Source organism: Bacillus sp. 196mf, assembly GCF_003217275.1.
GTDB classification, from domain to species: Bacteria; Bacillota; Bacilli; order Bacillales; family Bacillaceae_G; genus Bacillus_A; species Bacillus_A thuringiensis_S.
The window spans coordinates 196450-213800 of sequence record NZ_QJTG01000002.1; the positions used below are offsets into that span (position 1 = coordinate 196450).

Below are 17351 nucleotides of genomic sequence, written 5' to 3' on the forward strand. Positions count from 1 at the left end.
GAAATAATCATGAAACTAGTCGTTATTAACGGTACACCAAGAAAATTTGGTAGAACTCGCGTGGTGGCAAAATATATTGCGGATCAATTTGAAGGGGAATTATATGATTTAGCAATTGAGGAGTTACCTTTATACAATGGAGAAGAGTCACAACGTGATTTAGAGGCAGTAAAAAAATTGAAAACGTTAGTGAAAGCTGCGGATGGGGTTGTATTATGTACACCAGAATATCATAATGCGATGAGCGGTGCGCTGAAAAACTCTTTAGATTACTTAAGTAGTAGTGAATTTATTCATAAACCAGTTGCGTTGTTAGCGGTTGCTGGTGGAGGTAAAGGTGGAATAAATGCATTAAACAGCATGCGAACGGTCGCTAGAGGTGTTTATGCAAATGCCATTCCAAAACAAGTTGTGCTTGATGGATTACATGTGCAAGATGGTGAACTTGGGGAAGATGCCAAACCATTAATTCATGATGTAGTTAAAGAATTAAAAGCATATATGAGCGTATATAAAGAGGTGAAAAAGCAACTAGGAGTGGAGTGATATGTCCTCACTTTATCATGATTCTCGCTTGTATTACATTCTAGGGGCCAATAGTCTATCTGCTATTGGTTCCGGAATTGTTATGATAACGATTCCGTGGCTGTTAATTAAAGAGAGTGGAGGAGAGACAACATTTGGTTATGTTTCTATCATTGCAACCCTCATTATGTTTTTATTAACACCATTCATTGGGCAAAGTATTGATCGTTTTTCAAGAAAATCTTTATTGCTATGTAACGAAGGAATCGGAATTGCCGTAATTGGAATAATGGTTATATGGGGATTTGCGGGGCAACCTTATCATTCTATTCACTATATTCTTATTTATATAGCCGGATCATTCTACTATTTATTATTTTATCCTACAATATTTGCGTTCAACCAAGAGATATTTCAAGCGGAACATTATAAAAGTTTAAGTGGAACGATGGAAATACAAGGACAGTTAACACAAGTTATTTCTGGAGCGGCCGCGAGCTTCTTAATTGAAATTGTATCTTTGAAGTGGATTTTGTTAGTAGACATGTTAACTTTTGCTGGAGCATTTTTTCTTTTCTTATGTATACCGTACGTAAAGAAAAAAGAAGTGAAAAGAAAAATAACATTTAAGAAGCAATTGTTTGAAGGAATTCACTTTATGAAAAAACGTCCTAAGCTCTTTTGGTTCTTACTGGCTACTTATATGCCGTTTATAGGTGTCATGATGGCAAATTATTTAATACCCGTGTATATTTCGGATATACTCAAAGCCAATGCCTCTGTATACGCAATAGAGGGCACGATGTACGGTGTCGGAGCGGTTGTTGCAGGAATCTGTATTCCACTCATAATGAAATATGTCAAAACAGAAGTTTCAATCGTTATGACGATGTTCATTTATGTAATTTCAATTACCGCAATGAGTATTGAACCTTCCGTAATTTTCTTATATGGACTTGCAATTTTTCATGCAGTTGGAAATGCGGGTACAAGAGTGGCGAGAAATGTATTGATGATGGAGGAAATTCCAAATGAAGTAATGGGACGTGTAGACAGCTTATTTCGCCTAATTGGTACTGGAATACGAATTTTATTATTAATGTTGTTTACAGCGGGTGTATCTAAAGTCGGAGTCATGCTGCCGTTTTACGTATTAAGCTGCATATTGATCTTCTCATTAGGAATCGCTATTTATTATGTACTATCACAACGTAAAGTAGCGGCGCATGTTTCTAATAAATCAATCGTTTGAAAAAACACTTCTGCCTCCCTTTCTTTTTCTATATAATAACAAGAAAGGGAGTGAATACTTATTTATGAACAAATGGATCTTTCTTATGATTTTATTATTACCGCCACTATACATCATTTATATGACGTTTCGAATGAACAAAGTTGCTCGTGAAAAGTTGAGCTATCACTCTCCGTACGTTCTTATACTGGGTGCAAAGTTATTTGGGGATAGACCGTCTTTATCTCTTCAAAATCGTTTGGATGTAGCGTTGGAGTATTTATTTTCCCATCCTGAAGCGAAAGTAATTGTTTCAGGTGGTCAAGGAGAAGATGAAGATATACCGGAAGCTCATAGCATGAGAAATTATTTAATGGTACACGGTATAGATGAGAGTCGTATTTTAATAGAAGATCAATCTACAAATACGTATGAAAACTTAAAATTTAGTATGGATTTATATAATGTGAAACATGCGGTAGTTGTAAGTAATACATATCATTTATATCGAACGAAAATAATTGCAAAGCGTTTAGGTATGAAGATGGAGGCGCTAGCTGCTGAAACACCAATTCGTTCTAAGAGAAAAATGTATGTTCGCGAATATGCTGCTATTATGAAAACAATATTGTTCGACCGTTAGAGCTCAAATGCGAGCTCTTTTTTAATTTAAAAGCGTATCATTTGAAATGAATGCCATCTTCCATCAAAATAAAGGAAACAACAGTAAAGGAGTTGTGTTTGTGATTCAATTTAATCATGTGTCAAAATCGTATGAAGATGGCACGAAAGCAGTGGATTCATTGCATTTAGAAATTAAAAAGGGAGAATTTTTCGTTCTCATCGGTCCGAGTGGTTGCGGGAAAACAACGACAATGAAGATGATTAATCGTTTAATCGAAACGACTGAAGGATCGATTTTAATCGATGGAAAAGATATTCAACAATATAATATAAACGAATTACGTTGGGATATAGGATACGTGTTGCAGCAAATCGCTTTGTTTCCTCATATGACAATCGCTGAAAATATTGCAGTTGTTCCAGAAATGAGGCAATGGAGCAAAAAGGAAATAAAAGCACGCGTCGATGACTTGTTACATATGGTTGGATTAGATCCGGATATATATCGAGATCGTATGCCTGATGAATTGTCAGGAGGACAAAAACAACGTGTCGGTGTCGTGCGAGCATTAGCCGCAAACCCGAAAATCGTTCTTATGGATGAACCATTTAGTGCGTTAGATCCATTAAGTAGGGAACAGCTTCAGAAGGATATTGTACAGTTGCAAAAAAAGATTCAAAAAACAATCGTGTTCGTAACACATGATATGCAAGAAGCATTATCACTTGGAGATCGCATTTGTATTATGAAAGAAGGAAAAGTTGTTCAACTAGATACACCAGAAGGAATTATACATAATCCGAAAAATGAATTTGTAGAGGAGTTCATTGGAAATCGTGGACGAACTTGGTATGAGGAGAAAAGTGTAGCAGATGTATTGCCACTTGATCAAAGTGTGCAATTAGAAGGGCAGGCACTATCATTACATTCTTCTTTACAAGAAGCGTTAGTTCGTGTGCGTGATGAGGAAATCGTTCCAGTTGAAGAAAACGGTCAATATATTGGAGCGTTAACAAGTCGTCATATCGTCAATTACATTGTTGAACAAATGAAGGAAAGAGGCTAAACAGTGACTAATTTTATACAAACGTTCCAAGAACGAAAAATAGAATTACTAACTGCATTAAGTGAGCATTTACAAATATCGCTTATTTCATTATTTTTTGCAGTAATTATAGCGGTGCCACTTGGCATTTTATTAACAAGAAAAGAACGAATGGCTGAATTTATAATAGGAACTTCTGCAGTAATGCAGACAGTGCCATCACTTGCATTACTCGGACTATTAATTCCGTTAGTAGGAATCGGAAAACTTCCAGCGATTATTGCATTAGTTGTGTATGCACTATTACCTATTTTACGAAATACATATACAGGAATAAGGGAATTAGATGAATCACTAATAGAAGCCGCGAGAGCTATGGGGATGAATAGTTGGAGAAGGCTGTGGAAGGTAGAGCTTCCTCTTGCATTGCCTATCATTATGGCAGGTATTCGTACAGCGATGGTATTAATTGTTGGAACGGCTACATTAGCAGCTCTCATTGGTGCTGGTGGGCTCGGTAAGCTTATATTATTAGGCATAGATCGAAATGATCATGCACTTATCATTTTAGGGGCCGTACCAGCCGCGTTACTCGCTTTATTCTTTGATATAGTACTTCGCATACTTGAACGACCGAAACGCTCTTCTAAGCGTGTTATATTGACGATATGTATAGTTGTAGTAATGATTGCTTCTCCATTTCTTTGGAGTACAGAAAAGAAAGATATTGTTATTGCGGGCAAACTTGGATCAGAACCTGAAATTTTAATTCAAATGTATAAGCAGCTTATTGAACAAGATACCGATTTAAACGTACAATTAAAACCAGGTCTTGGAAAAACAGTATTTGTATTTGAAGCGTTGAAATCCGGGGAAGTAGATATATACCCAGAATTTTCAGGAACAGCTTTATCTACTTTCGTGAAAGAAGAACCAAAGAGCACAAATCGTGATGAAGTATATGATCAGGCTCGCATTGGAATGGAAAAGAAATATAATATGGTTATGTTGAAGCCAATGGAGTATAACAATACATATGCACTAGCCATGCCGAAAAAAATAGCAGATCAAAAGAATATAAATACAATTTCTGATTTAGGGAATGTTGCGCAGGAAGCCAAAGTAGGGTTTACATTGGAATTTGCTGATCGTGAAGATGGTTATAAAGGAATGCAAAAATTATATAACTATAAGTTCTCGAATGTTAAAACGATGGAGCCGAAGCTGCGTTATAGCGCAATTCAATCTGGAGATGTTAACGTAATTGATGCATATTCAACAGATAGTGAATTGGAGCAATACGGACTGAAAGTGCTAAAAGATGATAAAGGGTTATTCCCACCTTATCAAGGAGCACCATTATTAAGAAAAGAAACGTTACAGAAATATCCTGAACTTGAAAAGGTATTAAATAAATTATCTGGAAAGATTACAGATGGAGAAATGCGAAAAATGAATTATGAAGTTAACGTAAATGGTAAAAGTAGTGAAGAAGTCGCAAAACAATTTTTAGAAAAAGAGAATTTACTTCGTTAAATTTACAAGAAATATACAAATTTATATGTTTGAAATGACCGTTCATTACAAAATGAGCGGTTTTTTTGTGCATACTTATACATTTTTTCAAAAAAGTATTCCATTTTTGTTCATTTTCTTTTAGAATAAGTAATGTTTTCCTGAAAAAATATAAGAGAAACGTCTATTAGAGAAAAAGGTGACTTTAATAGTTGAACGAACATAACACCTAGAATGACAGATGGGGTGGTACAAATAGAAAAGAAGTTAGGATTTTTTCCGTTAATCGCATTAGTAGTTGGAACAATGGTTGGTGGCGGTGTTTTTAGTTTACCGCATGATTTAGCAGTAGGAGCAAACAGTGGTGCAATAATAATTGGCTGGTGTATTACAGCGATGGGAATGATTCCACTTGCGCTCGTATATCAAACGTTAGCAAGACAAAAACCGGAACTTGAAGGTGGAATTTATAGTTATGCACGTGCTGGTTTCGGTGAATATATTGGATTTAATAGTGCTTGGGGATATTGGCTAGCAGGAATCTTAGGTAATGTCGCAACAATTATGTTACTGTTTAGTACATTAGGTTATTTCTTTCCAATTTTCAAAGGAGGAAATAATGTTGCATCTATCGTTGGGGCATCACTTTTATTATGGACACTTCATTTTCTAATTTTATTTGGAATCCGTGAAGCTTCTATTATGAATGTTATCGCAACAATAGGGAAGTTAGTTCCAATCGTTTTATTTATTGTTGTAATGGTAACAGCCTTTCGCTGGGACACATTTACACATGACTTTTGGGGAGAAGGAACCTTCTCACTTTCCGCTATACTTGGTCAAGTGAAAAATACAATGCTTGTAACACTTTGGGTTTTCATTGGAGTTGAAGGAGCGGTTGTATTATCCGGAAGAGCGAAGAATAGCCGAGATGTTGGTAAGGCAACAGTAATGGGACTTATTTTAGTAATGTCCATATATATTTTAATTTCTGTTCTGTCAATGGGAGCGATGACAAGAAGCGAACTTTCTGTGCTAGAAACTCCGTCAATGGGACATGTATTAGAGCATGTTGTTGGTCCATGGGGTGCAGTTGCGATTAACATTGGGTTAGTTGCTTCACTTGTCGGTACATTAATTGGCTGGTTTTTACTTGTTTCTGAAATTTCTCATGTAGCCGGAAAAGATGGCGTATTTCCGAAAGTCTTTACGAAAACAAATAAAAAGCAAACACCGCACATGGCATTATGGATTTCAAATGGTGTTGCCCAAATTATATTTATCATCGTTCTGTTTTCAGAATCAACATATCAAATTATGTATTTCATTGCATCAACATCAATTTTATTACCATATTTATTATCAGCGTTATTCCAATTTAAATTAGTCATTACAAACGAGCTAAAAGACGCTAAATTAAAAAATGGAGCGTTAGCTTTAATTGCTTCTATTTACTCTGTATGGCTTCTTTATGCAGCTGGTTTAAAGAATTTACTACTCGTTTCAATTGTATATGGAATTGGAATTATTGTTTACACGTTTGCAAGAAAAGAACAAGGGAACCGTTGCTTTGCAGGTGCAGAGAAATATGTGATGTGGGCAATTATTATTGCGGCTATCACATCACTGTATATGTTATTAACTGGAAATATAAAAATGTAAAAAGTCCTTTTCATTTAAAGGGCTTTTTTCTTTGTTTAGAGAATATTTACTACATAAGATATTCAGGAGGGATGAGAATGGAAGAAAAAGAACAGTTGTCTAGAATAATTGATTTAGCTAGTGAGTTAAGGAAAGTATTAGTGCAAGAATCTTTTTTTAATCATCATCCTGAGCTGAGAGGAGTCATTGAGAATTTAGCAAGTTCTGTTGAAAATTTGGCGGAATTGCAAAAAAGTAAAGATGAAAACGCTGAAGATCGATTACGTTACGTACTTGCTAAAATGAAAATTGCTCATAATGCAATTTTACAAGAGAAAAAAGCATTTCCTTCTCATTAATATACGTTTTAATTTTGAACCTGGCGGATAACGTCAGGTTTTTTATTTCTAGTTTTTCGTTTCTTTCATACACTAAGAATAGTATGAAAAAAGAAGGTGACTAAGGTGAAATTACATAAAGCTCTTCAGCCAAGTTTTATAAAACGAATGTACTATATGAGATTTTTAGGGAAATTTACAAAAGCTGAAAAAGAGAAGAGTGGAGAGAATTTCTTTGTACAATGCTTATCGCCAATACCATTCACTTTACAGGAACAATTTGCAAATGAACCATATGTATTTGAGGGGTTATGTAGTAATAAAAAGAATGAAAAAATCTTTTTGGAATTAAAGAAAAGAAAACTAGAAAAGCAATTAGTGATGTTTCGTCTTTATTATGAAAGAGGAAATGTATACGTGGAGTTAATATGTACAGAAGAACCGAAAGAAATAGCAAGCAGCTATAAAATGATTCCGGCACCTAAAGTTACAAATAATAAAAAAAGAGAATCTTTAGAACGAAAACTTAGCAACGGTTATTTATCATTCCTAATGCCTAAATTTCCGAAGGACTTTGAGCCTCCCGAATTATTGTGGCACGATGGAAGACTGTATGGAAACATATCCTTAAAGTCATCAATTAGCTCAATCGCATATTTTGAACAGAAACGTGAATGTAAATATATAAACTGCAGTGACTGGACGAAGTATGTAGAAATAGCGGTAGAAGATCAATTATATTTTGTAAGTGATCATGTGTATGAGCAATTAAAAAAACGAATGCATGAAGAAGGTAAGCTAGTTGAAGTAGAGGATATAAAAGTGCAAAAAGATGAATGGGAATGGGATGAGCGTGAATCGTCCTTTTTACAGTATGTACAAAGTATGGTGCATAATAAAGGGCTATATTTGGATGCAACGGATATTTATAATTTCCATATAAGTGTAAAAACAAATATGTTAACGATTCTTGGTGGTATACCGGGCGTTGGGAAATCACGTTTTGTGCAAACTTATGCAGAAGCATTAGGATTACAGTATGGGGAAGAATTGGTTTGGATTCCAATTTCACCATCGTATCAAGAACCACATGATTTACTTGGTTACCTTCATCCAAATGGTACTTTTATTGAAAGTGAAACGAAGTTAGTTAGGACGTTAATGAAGGCGAAAGAAAATCCCAATCAACTGTATATTATCGTTTTTGATGAAATGAACATGTCACATATTGAGCATTGGTTTACTCCATTTTTATCTGTTCTTCAACTTGAAACAAAAAATCGTATTTTAAACTTGTATGAGGGTGTTCAGGACATTGAGAATTCAATTCCATCAACAATTGAAATTGGAGAAAATATTATATTTGTAGGTACTGTGAATTTTGATGAAACAACGAAAGAGCTCTCCGATCGATTATTAGACCGAACGAACTTAATAACGTTACAAAAAATTCCGTTTTGTGAGATGGGCATGGAACTGGGGAAAGTCGTATTACACCCACCTTTGAAAGTAACAGCGGGAGAATTTCGGATAAATTGGATGAGAAATAAAGCGATGATTGAAGTGTTTTCTGAAGAAGAATTAGAGCTATTAGATAAGTTGCATGTCGTATTGTCATCACATGATGCGTCTAAGGGAATTTCTTTCCGATGTGCAAACGCAATTGCGACTTATTTGCAAAATATACCGTTCCAAAATAACCATACCTATATGATCAGTAGAGAAGAAGGGTTTGATTTACAAATAAAGCAGCGTGTATTGACGAAAATCAGAGGGACCGAAATGATGGTTGGTTCTTTACTTTCTGAAGAAGCAAAAAGGGGAGCGACCTTAGTACCTCTTTTGCAATCTGCACTTGCAAACAGAGTATCTACATTTGAACACTCTTTATCATATATACGAGAAAAACGTAGGGAACTGGAGCTGTATGGATATGCAAAATGAAGGGCGTTACGAAACAAAAATCGTTGATACGAATGAAACGCTCCCTTTTGTATTAAAGTTAATCATTGGAAATGAGGGAAAAGGAGATTATATTTTATTAAATCGTCTTTGTACATCTACTACAGCATTAGTTCAATGCATTTATAAAGTACAAGAATTAAAACCGATTAGATTGCAGTACAATTATGAAATCCCAATGAATATTACTTTTATATGGAATAAAGTATATGAGGGACAGAAAAATATAAAAGAGGCTCAATATGAAATAAATGAAAAAAAACAAAGAGTATTAATATATGAACATGGGAAAACAGAATTCTTTTATCCATGGCGCTGTGGTTTATACCATTTTGAAGTGCGTATAGAAGATACAACGTATTATGGTGCTTTTCAAATCGTACCGAAAAACTTTTTTGATGATCAATTTGAAATGATTCAAGACTATGTGAAGTCAATTTTAAATGAGTTGATTTTGGATAGAGGTTATTATAAAAAGACTTTCTCTGCACTTAGCGATATTGAGGATTCTTCTTATTTAGTGTTGCTTAGAAAGTTACCCCAAAAAATGAAGATGATAAAGCAAATCTTTAAGAAAATAGAATCAAGCTCAAAATTTATAAATGCATATAAATGGGAAGGAAAAGAGAGAAAGCCAACAAGAAAAGGAACCATAGTGGCAGAAAGAAAACCTTATGCAAAACATTATAATCGTAAGTTTATGGAACAAAAAAATAGTAAGGAAAATGCATTTCTTAAATATAAATCGATGCAATTTTATCATTATTTAATTGAAGCTAAAAGTTTTTTACGTCAAACAATTGAAATATTAGAAAGAGAAAAAAAGAAAAAATCAGAAGAGTTTCAAGCCGTAAAAACAATTATACAAACAATTGAGCGTAATGGATCAGTAACCGATAGAGAGAAGCAAAAATATAAAAATATACATTTACTAAAAGAAGCCGATTTACGAAAGAGCTCAATGAAAATACAAGAATATAAAATATTGGCGCACATTGTTCATGAAAATGTACAATACTTTCAAATGTTAATGCACTCCTCGTTTTGGAGGGAAGTTACTGAAACAAGTAACATGAACTTACATGATTTACCGATACCACATCAACAATTACTACATCATTTAGAAGTACTCCCGCAATATACGGATCAATCTCCATCGTTATTATTTGTTTATAAGCCAACGTTTTTAGTGTATGAATATTACGCTTTTTTTATCGTTATTTCAATTTTAGAGCAAATTGGTTTTGAGGCTAGAAATTCCATTCGTGAACAAATACAAGAACATTTTTATGTAGATGGATTACAAGATGGAACGACAGTAGTTTTACGACGAGATGATTTAAAGGTGCATGTCGCATTTAATGACTTAATTGAAACACATCCCCTTATTGCATTAAGTAAAGGGAGTAATTTTTACAATGGTGAGGATACGAAGAAGCCAGATATTCGCTTAGACTGTTTTGTAAAAGAAGATGGGAAATACGTATATAAATCTTCTATTATTATTGAAGTGAAGTATAGTCCAATGTACAATATTTTTCAGCACGTCGGAAATACGAAAGCAACTGAGCAAATGTATAAGTATTGGTCTATAAAGTATGTAGAAGAACAGGATGGAAAGCGAGTCTATTATCGAAGGTCAATTTATGAAGTCATTTGTGTATATCCAGGAAGCCATATGCATAGTAAAAAAATTGAGTCTGGATGCGGTGTTTTCTTGCAGTTATATCCATATAAGACGAAACAAGGGGAAGAGAAATTAGCTGGAAAACATGGGATGGTACAAATTTTTGAAAAGTGGTTAAAAAGCATTGAGAAGTAAAAGAAATCCTTTTTCATAAAGGATTTTTTTAGATTAAGAAGAATTATATGCTGTATGGAAAGAAACATATTGTAAGTTAGATTTGAAAAGTGATACAAATGTGTTATTAAAAGGAATGTGAGCGCGGGATAAAAGTCGATTAAATTGGAATCTAATTCATTTTGCAGAATATAATAAGTAATAAATATTTTTAGTTGCATACGAAGATTTGTTCTTATATGATAGATAGTGAAAGCGTTATCAAAAACAGAGCGACGATGGGAAAGGCGGTTAAATATGTTCCAGCGTGTTCAAACAAAGGAAGAACATTTTGGGTTCGAGCAACTATGGGGAGATTTTTGTGAAGAAAGAAACTTAATGTTCGTAGAACGTAATTTAAATCCATCACGATTTTTATTAATAGAAGATGAACATCCTATTGGTACAGTAGAATGTATTAAGTATACGGTACCTGAACAATCAAATTCTGAGTTTTTCTATCCGTTTTCTAAAAATGATTTAGTAAAAGATTTGAAGAATGTGTATGAAATAGGCAAGTTAAGTATTTCGAAAACGTCTCGTGGGAGAGGACATTTCAAAAGGCTAACAGCTATTTTATTTATACATGCGTTAGAAACAAAAGCTGAATGGTACATTGCAGCAGTAACAAAAAGAATGTATATGTATTTACTTACACTCGGTTTTCCAATTGAACCGATAGATAATCCATTTCAGTTTCATGATACTTTACAAGGTGTACCAGTAAGAATTCATGCTCGAAAAGGGGTTACGCATTTGTATTCTTTAAAAGAATTTCGCGATGTGATTCAAGGGAATGCTCATGCACAGGCATTAATTGCAGAATACAGTAAAAATATTATGTTAACGAAATAAAACGAAGTGAATATGTATAATAAAGAGAATAATATTTTTATAAGATATAACTCTTCATAAAAAAAGACCCTTATTATTTTAATAAGGGTCTAAAAATTATAATCCAAATATACTAAAAATCATTTTGCGGCGCTTCGGTTTCTTTTCTCGTTCGTATGTTGGTTTTGAATCAGGAGTAATATAAATGGGTTCTTCTTTCGTTAGGGCAGCTTCTAACTTTTGAATTCGTTCTAACATTTCCTCCATTTCACGACGGTGTTGTAAAAGTTGGTACGTGACGACATCATTTGCCTTATCTTGCATTTGTTCTTCCATTCGATCGAGTCTTCTCGTAATAGTGTTTAATTGATCAGCTAATTGTTCAAAATCATTCGATGATATGTTTTGAACAATTGTATTGACTTGAGTTTTTAATTCTTCAACCTCATTTGAGGAAGTCTTTTGAGTAGGTTGAGGATTTTGAGACTGCTCTATTTGAAATAGATGGTGTTCTAACATTTGATCGACATCATCTTGTGTAAAAATAAAGTGGCCATATTTGTTTTTTTCTATCGTAAGATTTAATTGTTGCGCGATCCGGACAACAGCCTTTGGGCTAACACCTAATTTTTTTGCGATAAATGGTGTTTTATATTCCAAAATAATCCCTCCTATATATATCCTGTTAAATGATTTCGAGCTATGAAGTAAGTTCCCTTCTAGTGCGACAAAAGAAGTGTGGAATCGGCAAAGAAAGTGTTTTTTCACGAAATTGAGTTGAGAAGAATAGTTAGTTTAAATAAAAATGTTTTATCGTAACATTTAGAATAATTTGACGAGTGTAAATGAATTAGATTATCATAATGATAAATATCTTTTTTATGTATGCATATAATATATAAAAAGGTGGTTGCTAATGTAGAATTTTGTTAGAGTATTAGAATGCTTACTTCACTTGAATAAAATTAAGTAGGAGGTGGCTTCCTTGCTTACAATGTAAGTAAGGAAAAGTATTTGGACATATATAGTATAAGTATAGTGATTGTTTTAATTGCCTTAACGGCATTTTTCGTTGCAGCAGAATTTGCAATTGTTAAGGTGAGAAGTTCACGAATTGACTATTTAATTGCAGAAGGAAATAATCGTGCAACATCGGTCAAAACAGTCATTACAAACTTAGACGAATATTTATCTGCTTGTCAGTTAGGAATTACTGTTACAGCTTTAGGAATTGGGTGGTTTGGTAAACCTGCGTTAAAGCAAATGTTTGATACGCTTTTTGCAAATTGGAATATCTCTACTCAACTAGCAGACATTTTTGCTGTAACTTTAGTATTTTTGTTAATTACTTTTTTACATGTTGTAATAGGGGAATTGGCCCCAAAAACATTTGCAATTCAAAAATCTGAACAAGTGAGTTTGCTTGTTTCTAAGCCGTTAATTTTCTTTTATCGTATTGCATTCCCATTCATTTGGCTATTAAATGGTTCAGCTCGAATCATTACGAAGCTGCTAGGGCTGAAACCGCCGAAGGGGCATGATGAGGTTCATTCAGAAGAAGAATTACGGTTGTTAGTTTCAGAAAGTTATAAAAATGGTGAGATTAATCAATCTGAATATAAATATGTAAATAAAATTTTTGAATTTGATGATCGGATTGCAAAAGAAATAATGGTACCTCGAACTGAAATGAATATTATAAGTAAAGAAATGCCTGCTGAAGAAGCTTTGCAAAAAATGTCTCGCGAAAAATATACAAGGTATCCAGTTGTTGATGGCGACAAAGACCACGTAATAGGTTTTGTGAATTTTAAAGATATTTTTACTGAGTTTGTACAACATAAAGCTGTTAATAAGAAGACAGTAGAGCAATATATGAGACCAATTATTTTAGTTATCGATTCTATTCCAATTCATGATTTGTTTTTAAAAATGCAAAAAGAAAGAACACATATTGCTATATTGATAGATGAATATGGTGGGACATCTGGACTTGTTACTGTTGAAGATATTTTGGAAGAAATTGTTGGAGATATTCAGGATGAGTTTGATACGGATGAGCAGCCAGAAATTCAAAAGGTTAGTGAAACGAAGACGATACTAGAGGGAAAAGTACTTGTTAGTGAAGTGAATACGTTATTTGGTTTAGGGATTGATGATGATGGTGTTGATACAATCGGTGGTTGGATTTTAACGAAGAATATAGAGATTGCTGAAGAGGATTCCGTTGAAATTGAAAATTATAAGTTTTGTGTGAAAGAATTAGATGGACATTATATAAAAAGATTAGAAGTTACAAAGATAGTAGAATCGATTGTTATTTTAGAAGATGAAAAACAAATTTCGTTACAAGAGCAAATTAGCTCGTAAACTCTGCTATATAGCAGAGTTTTTTTGAGCATAATGTTTTTTGAGGGATAAGGGCTATGATACAATGACATAAGTTGAAACCTTCACTAGGTGAAGTATTGTTGTATACATATATTTGGAAGGAGAAGAAGTATGAAAAAGCATTTATATATAAACGGAAATTGGAAATCTGTAAACACGTATAAACCATTATACGCACCATATTCTGAAGAAACATTAGCGGAAATTGCACAAGGAACGGAAGAAGATGTAAAAGAGGCTGTTACTGCTGCAAAAAATGCAATGATAAAAATGAATAAATTATCTGCATATGATCGTGCGACTATTTTAGAGAAAGTTGCACAAAAAATGGATGAAAGAAGAGAAGAATTTGCAGAGATTATTGCAAAAGAAGCTGCAAAACCAATACGTGCTGCAAGGGGAGAAGTAGATCGTACTGTTCAAACGTACAAATTTGCAGCTGAAGAAGCGAAGCGTATATATGGTGAGACATTGCCATTAGACGCCGCACCTGGTGCGGATGGGCGTATTGCATATACAATCCGAAAGCCGATTGGGGTTATAGGGGCTATTACACCATTTAATTTCCCGTTAAATTTAGTAGCGCATAAAGTTGGACCAGCAATTGCTGCTGGAAATACAGTTGTATTAAAGCCAGCTGATCAAACGCCATTATCATCTTATGCATTAGTTGAGTTATTTGAAGAGGCAGGATTGCCAAATGGAGCTTTAAATATCATTTCTGGCCCTGGCGTCACGGTTGGTGAGGCAATCGTCAAAAATGATTACGTTGCTTCTATTACTTTTACTGGAAGTCCAAAAGTTGGAATCGGAATAAAACAAAAGGCTCGGCTAAAACGAGTTACGTTAGAACTAGGCTCAAATGCTGCTGTTATTATTGATGAAGATGTAGAGTTAACAGATGAAATAATTGAACGTGTAAAATGGGGAGCATTTGTTAATAATGGGCAAGTTTGTATTTCCGTACAACGTGTTTTTGTACATGAAACGAAAATGCATGAATTTCTCTCGAAGCTAAAGAAAGCGATGGAATCAGTTGTTGTTGGTGATCCACTGCTTGAGGAAACGGATGTATCAGCTTTAATTTCAAAAAAAGATGTAGAGCGAATTGATATGTGGGTTCAAGAAGCAATTAAGGAAGGAGCAACTGTTTTATGCGGTGGTAAGAAGCGGGATGCAAGAATTTTTGAACCAACTGTATTAACAAATGTTCCAGATCATGTATCTGTGCAGTGCCAAGAAGTATTCGGTCCACTCATGACAGTAAATACATTTAAAGAATTTGATGAAGCGATTGAGCAAGTAAATAATTCGCGTTACGGCTTACAGGCAGGAGTATTTACAAATAATTTATTTAAAGCAATGCGTGCAATTGATGAGCTAGAGGTTGGTGGTGTCATGATTAATGATATTCCAACGTTCAGAGTAGATCATATGCCTTATGGTGGTGTGAAAGAAAGTGGCACGGGGCGCGAAGGAATTAAATATGCAATAGAAGAAATGACAGAAATGAAATTAGTATGTATTAAAAAATAAAATAGAAAACTTAAAATTTGCGCTAAAAAACGAGTAGGGAATGTTTACGATTCCATACTCGTTTTTTTACGCTTTTAGTAACTATTTAATTAAGTGTAACTTTTACTTCATTTCTTGTTTGAAAATAGTATCTTCTACATAAATTTGTTCTTTATCTACAGCAGTAGCATGAGTTAATACTAAACCGATTGATGTTTCTGTATCTTTATTTTGAACAATTGTAAAAGGAACATTTTTTTCGTTTGCTAATTTAATGTATTTTGATAAATGTGGGTAAGCAATGCTACCATTTAGGAGGAGTTGTAATGATTGAGAAGAGCGCATGCTACCTGCCACTTCAGAGTATACATTACTTTGCATTACTTGACCGATCGTTAAAGCGATTTCTACACGCTCACGTAATGTAGTTAAATACATATTACGTTCTTCTGGTTTGTTTTGCTTTTGGCCGTAAATGCCTTCTTGGAGATAATCTTCCACATTTTTATTTACCATATTTTTCACACCTTTCATTTTCTATTGTACGCAAGAATTAAAAATGATGCAAAAAAAAGTCGTTTTGACTACGGAAATAATGAAAATATGTGAAGGAAAAAGGGAATTTGCATACAATTAGTTAAATAAGAAAGAAAAAATAATTTTATCAACAGAAATTAACAAAATGTGACAAAAATCTATTAACGAATCGTATTTTTTGTGTTAATATTCAAAATATAAAGGGTATTCGTCGTATGGAAATGGAGGGAATGGAGGTTTTTCCAATCGATAAGGATATTAAAGAAATATTTTGTTCACACTTGAAAAACAATAGGCACCAATTCGTAGAGAACTGGAAAAACAAAATGATAATTTCCGAAAAAGATCCATTTAAACTAGAAGTAGTTCAAAATGGAGAGGATTTACTAGAGTTAATTATCGAACTTACTATGGAAGATAAAGATATAAATTATCTTCAACCGTTATGCGAGAAAATTGCTATTGAACGTGCTGGAGCAGATGCGAATATTGGAGATTTTGTTTATAACGCAAACGTGGGAAGAAATGAACTTTTCGAAGCGATGTGTGAATTAGATGTTAGCGCTCGTGAATTGAAACCAATTATGGCAAAAATACATACTTGTTTTGACAAATTAATTTATTATACTGTTTTAAAATACTCGGAAATTATATCGAAGAATTTAGAGGAAAAACAGCAATATATTAACGAAACACATAAAGAAAGGCTGACGATTTTAGGACAAATGTCAGCTAGTTTTGTACATGAATTTCGTAATCCGCTTACTTCCATTATGGGGTTTGTCAAATTATTAAAGGCAGATCATCCGAGTTTATCGTATTTAGATATTATTTCGCATGAATTAGATCAATTAAATTTTCGCATTTCGCAATTTTTACTCGTATCGAAAAAAGAAATGTGGAATGAATCGGAACGGTTTTGGCTTAATGACTTGTTTCAAGACATTATACAATTCTTATATCCGAGTTTGGTCAATGCGAATGTTTTGATTGAAAAGAATTTACCGTATCCAATTCCGCTTGTTGGTTATCGAAGTGAAGTGAGACAAGTATTTTTAAACATATTAATGAATTCAATTGATGCTCTTGAATCAATGAAAGAAGAACGAAAAATTATCATTGATGTATTTGAAGAAGATCAAGCTATTCGAATTGTGATAAAAAATAATGGACCAATGATTCCAGCTGAAAATGTAGAAACGATTTTTGAACCATTTGTAACTACTAAAAAGTTAGGAACTGGTATTGGATTATTTGTATGTAAACAAATTGTGGAAAAACATAATGGATCCATTATGTGTCGATCAGATAACGATTGGACAGAATTTCAAATTGCATTTCAAAAATAAACA

15 protein-coding genes are annotated in these 17351 nt (G+C 33.7%); 13 read left to right on the top strand and 2 right to left on the bottom strand.

Annotated features, from left to right (window positions below):
- Positions 1-9: 9 nt before the first annotated feature.
- The 10 genes from ATL10_RS05260 (at position 10) to ATL10_RS05305 (ending at position 11577) form a co-directional block, all read left to right on the top strand.
- Positions 10-546: an NADPH-dependent FMN reductase gene (locus ATL10_RS05260; RefSeq protein ID WP_000780355.1), complete on the top strand. Its 537-nt coding sequence runs from the start codon at positions 10-12 to the stop codon at positions 544-546.
- Position 547: 1 nt separating this feature from the next.
- Positions 548-1777 carry an MFS transporter gene (locus ATL10_RS05265; protein ID WP_053564593.1) on the top strand — a complete coding sequence of 410 codons (1230 nt, stop codon included), beginning with the start codon at positions 548-550 and terminating at the stop codon, positions 1775-1777.
- Between the two features lie 64 nt (positions 1778-1841).
- Positions 1842-2399, top strand: coding sequence for a YdcF family protein (locus ATL10_RS05270; protein ID WP_001045718.1), 558 nt, complete (start codon positions 1842-1844; stop codon positions 2397-2399).
- Between the two features lie 100 nt (positions 2400-2499).
- On the top strand, positions 2500-3447 hold the full coding sequence (locus ATL10_RS05275) for an ABC transporter ATP-binding protein (RefSeq protein ID WP_000614076.1): 948 nt from the start codon (positions 2500-2502) through the stop codon (positions 3445-3447).
- Between the two features lie 3 nt (positions 3448-3450).
- Positions 3451-4962, top strand: coding sequence for an ABC transporter permease/substrate-binding protein (locus ATL10_RS05280; protein WP_100910294.1), 1512 nt, complete (start codon positions 3451-3453; stop codon positions 4960-4962).
- Positions 4963-5175: 213 nt separating this feature from the next.
- The gene (locus tag ATL10_RS05285) at positions 5176-6603 is read left to right on the top strand and encodes a basic amino acid/polyamine antiporter (protein WP_000129441.1); all 1428 of its coding nucleotides are present in this window, start codon (positions 5176-5178) and stop codon (positions 6601-6603) included.
- Positions 6604-6680: 77 nt separating this feature from the next.
- Complete coding sequence (locus ATL10_RS05290) at positions 6681-6941, top strand: hypothetical protein (RefSeq protein WP_000391447.1); 261 nt, start codon at positions 6681-6683, stop codon at positions 6939-6941.
- Positions 6942-7046: 105 nt separating this feature from the next.
- Positions 7047-8864 carry an AAA family ATPase gene (locus ATL10_RS05295; RefSeq protein WP_142669934.1) on the top strand — a complete coding sequence of 606 codons (1818 nt, stop codon included), beginning with the start codon at positions 7047-7049 and terminating at the stop codon, positions 8862-8864.
- On the top strand, positions 8854-10704 hold the full coding sequence (locus ATL10_RS05300; RefSeq protein WP_100910583.1) for a hypothetical protein: 1851 nt from the start codon (positions 8854-8856) through the stop codon (positions 10702-10704). The genes ATL10_RS05295 and ATL10_RS05300 overlap by 11 nt, the downstream gene beginning before the upstream one ends.
- 276 nt (positions 10705-10980) lie before the next feature.
- Positions 10981-11577, top strand: coding sequence for a hypothetical protein (locus ATL10_RS05305; RefSeq protein ID WP_000487795.1), 597 nt, complete (start codon positions 10981-10983; stop codon positions 11575-11577).
- Positions 11578-11673: 96 nt separating this feature from the next.
- On the opposite strand, the gene racA is transcribed toward ATL10_RS05305, so the two are convergent.
- Positions 11674-12216, bottom strand: coding sequence for a chromosome-anchoring protein RacA (gene racA / locus ATL10_RS05310; RefSeq protein WP_000456013.1), 543 nt, complete (start codon positions 12214-12216; stop codon positions 11674-11676).
- Positions 12217-12570: 354 nt separating this feature from the next.
- On the opposite strand from racA, the gene ATL10_RS05315 reads away from it, so the two are divergent.
- Entirely contained in the window at positions 12571-13926 is a 1356-nt protein-coding gene (locus ATL10_RS05315; RefSeq protein ID WP_000356253.1) for a hemolysin family protein, read from the top strand.
- Positions 13927-14058: 132 nt separating this feature from the next.
- The gene (locus ATL10_RS05320) at positions 14059-15483 is read left to right on the top strand and encodes an aldehyde dehydrogenase family protein (RefSeq protein ID WP_000716481.1); all 1425 of its coding nucleotides are present in this window, start codon (positions 14059-14061) and stop codon (positions 15481-15483) included.
- 102 nt (positions 15484-15585) lie between these two features.
- Here ATL10_RS05320 and ATL10_RS05325 read toward each other — a convergent pair whose 3' ends face one another.
- The gene (locus tag ATL10_RS05325; protein WP_110496549.1) at positions 15586-15978 is read right to left on the bottom strand and encodes a YueI family protein; all 393 of its coding nucleotides are present in this window, start codon (positions 15976-15978) and stop codon (positions 15586-15588) included.
- Positions 15979-16214: 236 nt separating this feature from the next.
- Here ATL10_RS05325 and ATL10_RS05330 point away from each other — a divergent pair, with 236 nt between their 5' ends.
- Positions 16215-17348 (top strand): BA2291 family sporulation histidine kinase, encoded by a 1134-nt coding sequence (locus tag ATL10_RS05330; RefSeq protein ID WP_000425086.1) that lies wholly within the window; start codon positions 16215-16217, stop codon positions 17346-17348.
- The last annotated feature ends 3 nt before the right edge of the window (positions 17349-17351 follow it).

Bases quoted from the DNA above. Each gene is read 5' to 3' on its own strand.
- ATL10_RS05260 (WP_000780355.1), top strand. From the start codon at position 10: ATGAAACTAGTCGTTATTAACGGTACACCAAGAAAATTTGGTAGAACT.
- ATL10_RS05265 (WP_053564593.1), top strand. From the start codon at position 548: ATGTCCTCACTTTATCATGATTCTCGCTTGTATTACATTCTAGGGGCC.
- ATL10_RS05270 (WP_001045718.1), top strand. From the start codon at position 1,842: ATGAACAAATGGATCTTTCTTATGATTTTATTATTACCGCCACTATAC.
- ATL10_RS05285 (WP_000129441.1), top strand. From the start codon at position 5,176: ATGACAGATGGGGTGGTACAAATAGAAAAGAAGTTAGGATTTTTTCCG.
- ATL10_RS05290 (WP_000391447.1), top strand. From the start codon at position 6,681: ATGGAAGAAAAAGAACAGTTGTCTAGAATAATTGATTTAGCTAGTGAG.
- ATL10_RS05300 (WP_100910583.1), top strand. From the start codon at position 8,854: ATGCAAAATGAAGGGCGTTACGAAACAAAAATCGTTGATACGAATGAA.
- ATL10_RS05305 (WP_000487795.1), top strand. From the start codon at position 10,981: ATGTTCCAGCGTGTTCAAACAAAGGAAGAACATTTTGGGTTCGAGCAA.
- ATL10_RS05320 (WP_000716481.1), top strand. From the start codon at position 14,059: ATGAAAAAGCATTTATATATAAACGGAAATTGGAAATCTGTAAACACG.
- ATL10_RS05325 (WP_110496549.1), bottom strand. From the start codon at position 15,978: ATGGTAAATAAAAATGTGGAAGATTATCTCCAAGAAGGCATTTACGGC.
- ATL10_RS05330 (WP_000425086.1), top strand. From the start codon at position 16,215: ATGGAAATGGAGGGAATGGAGGTTTTTCCAATCGATAAGGATATTAAA.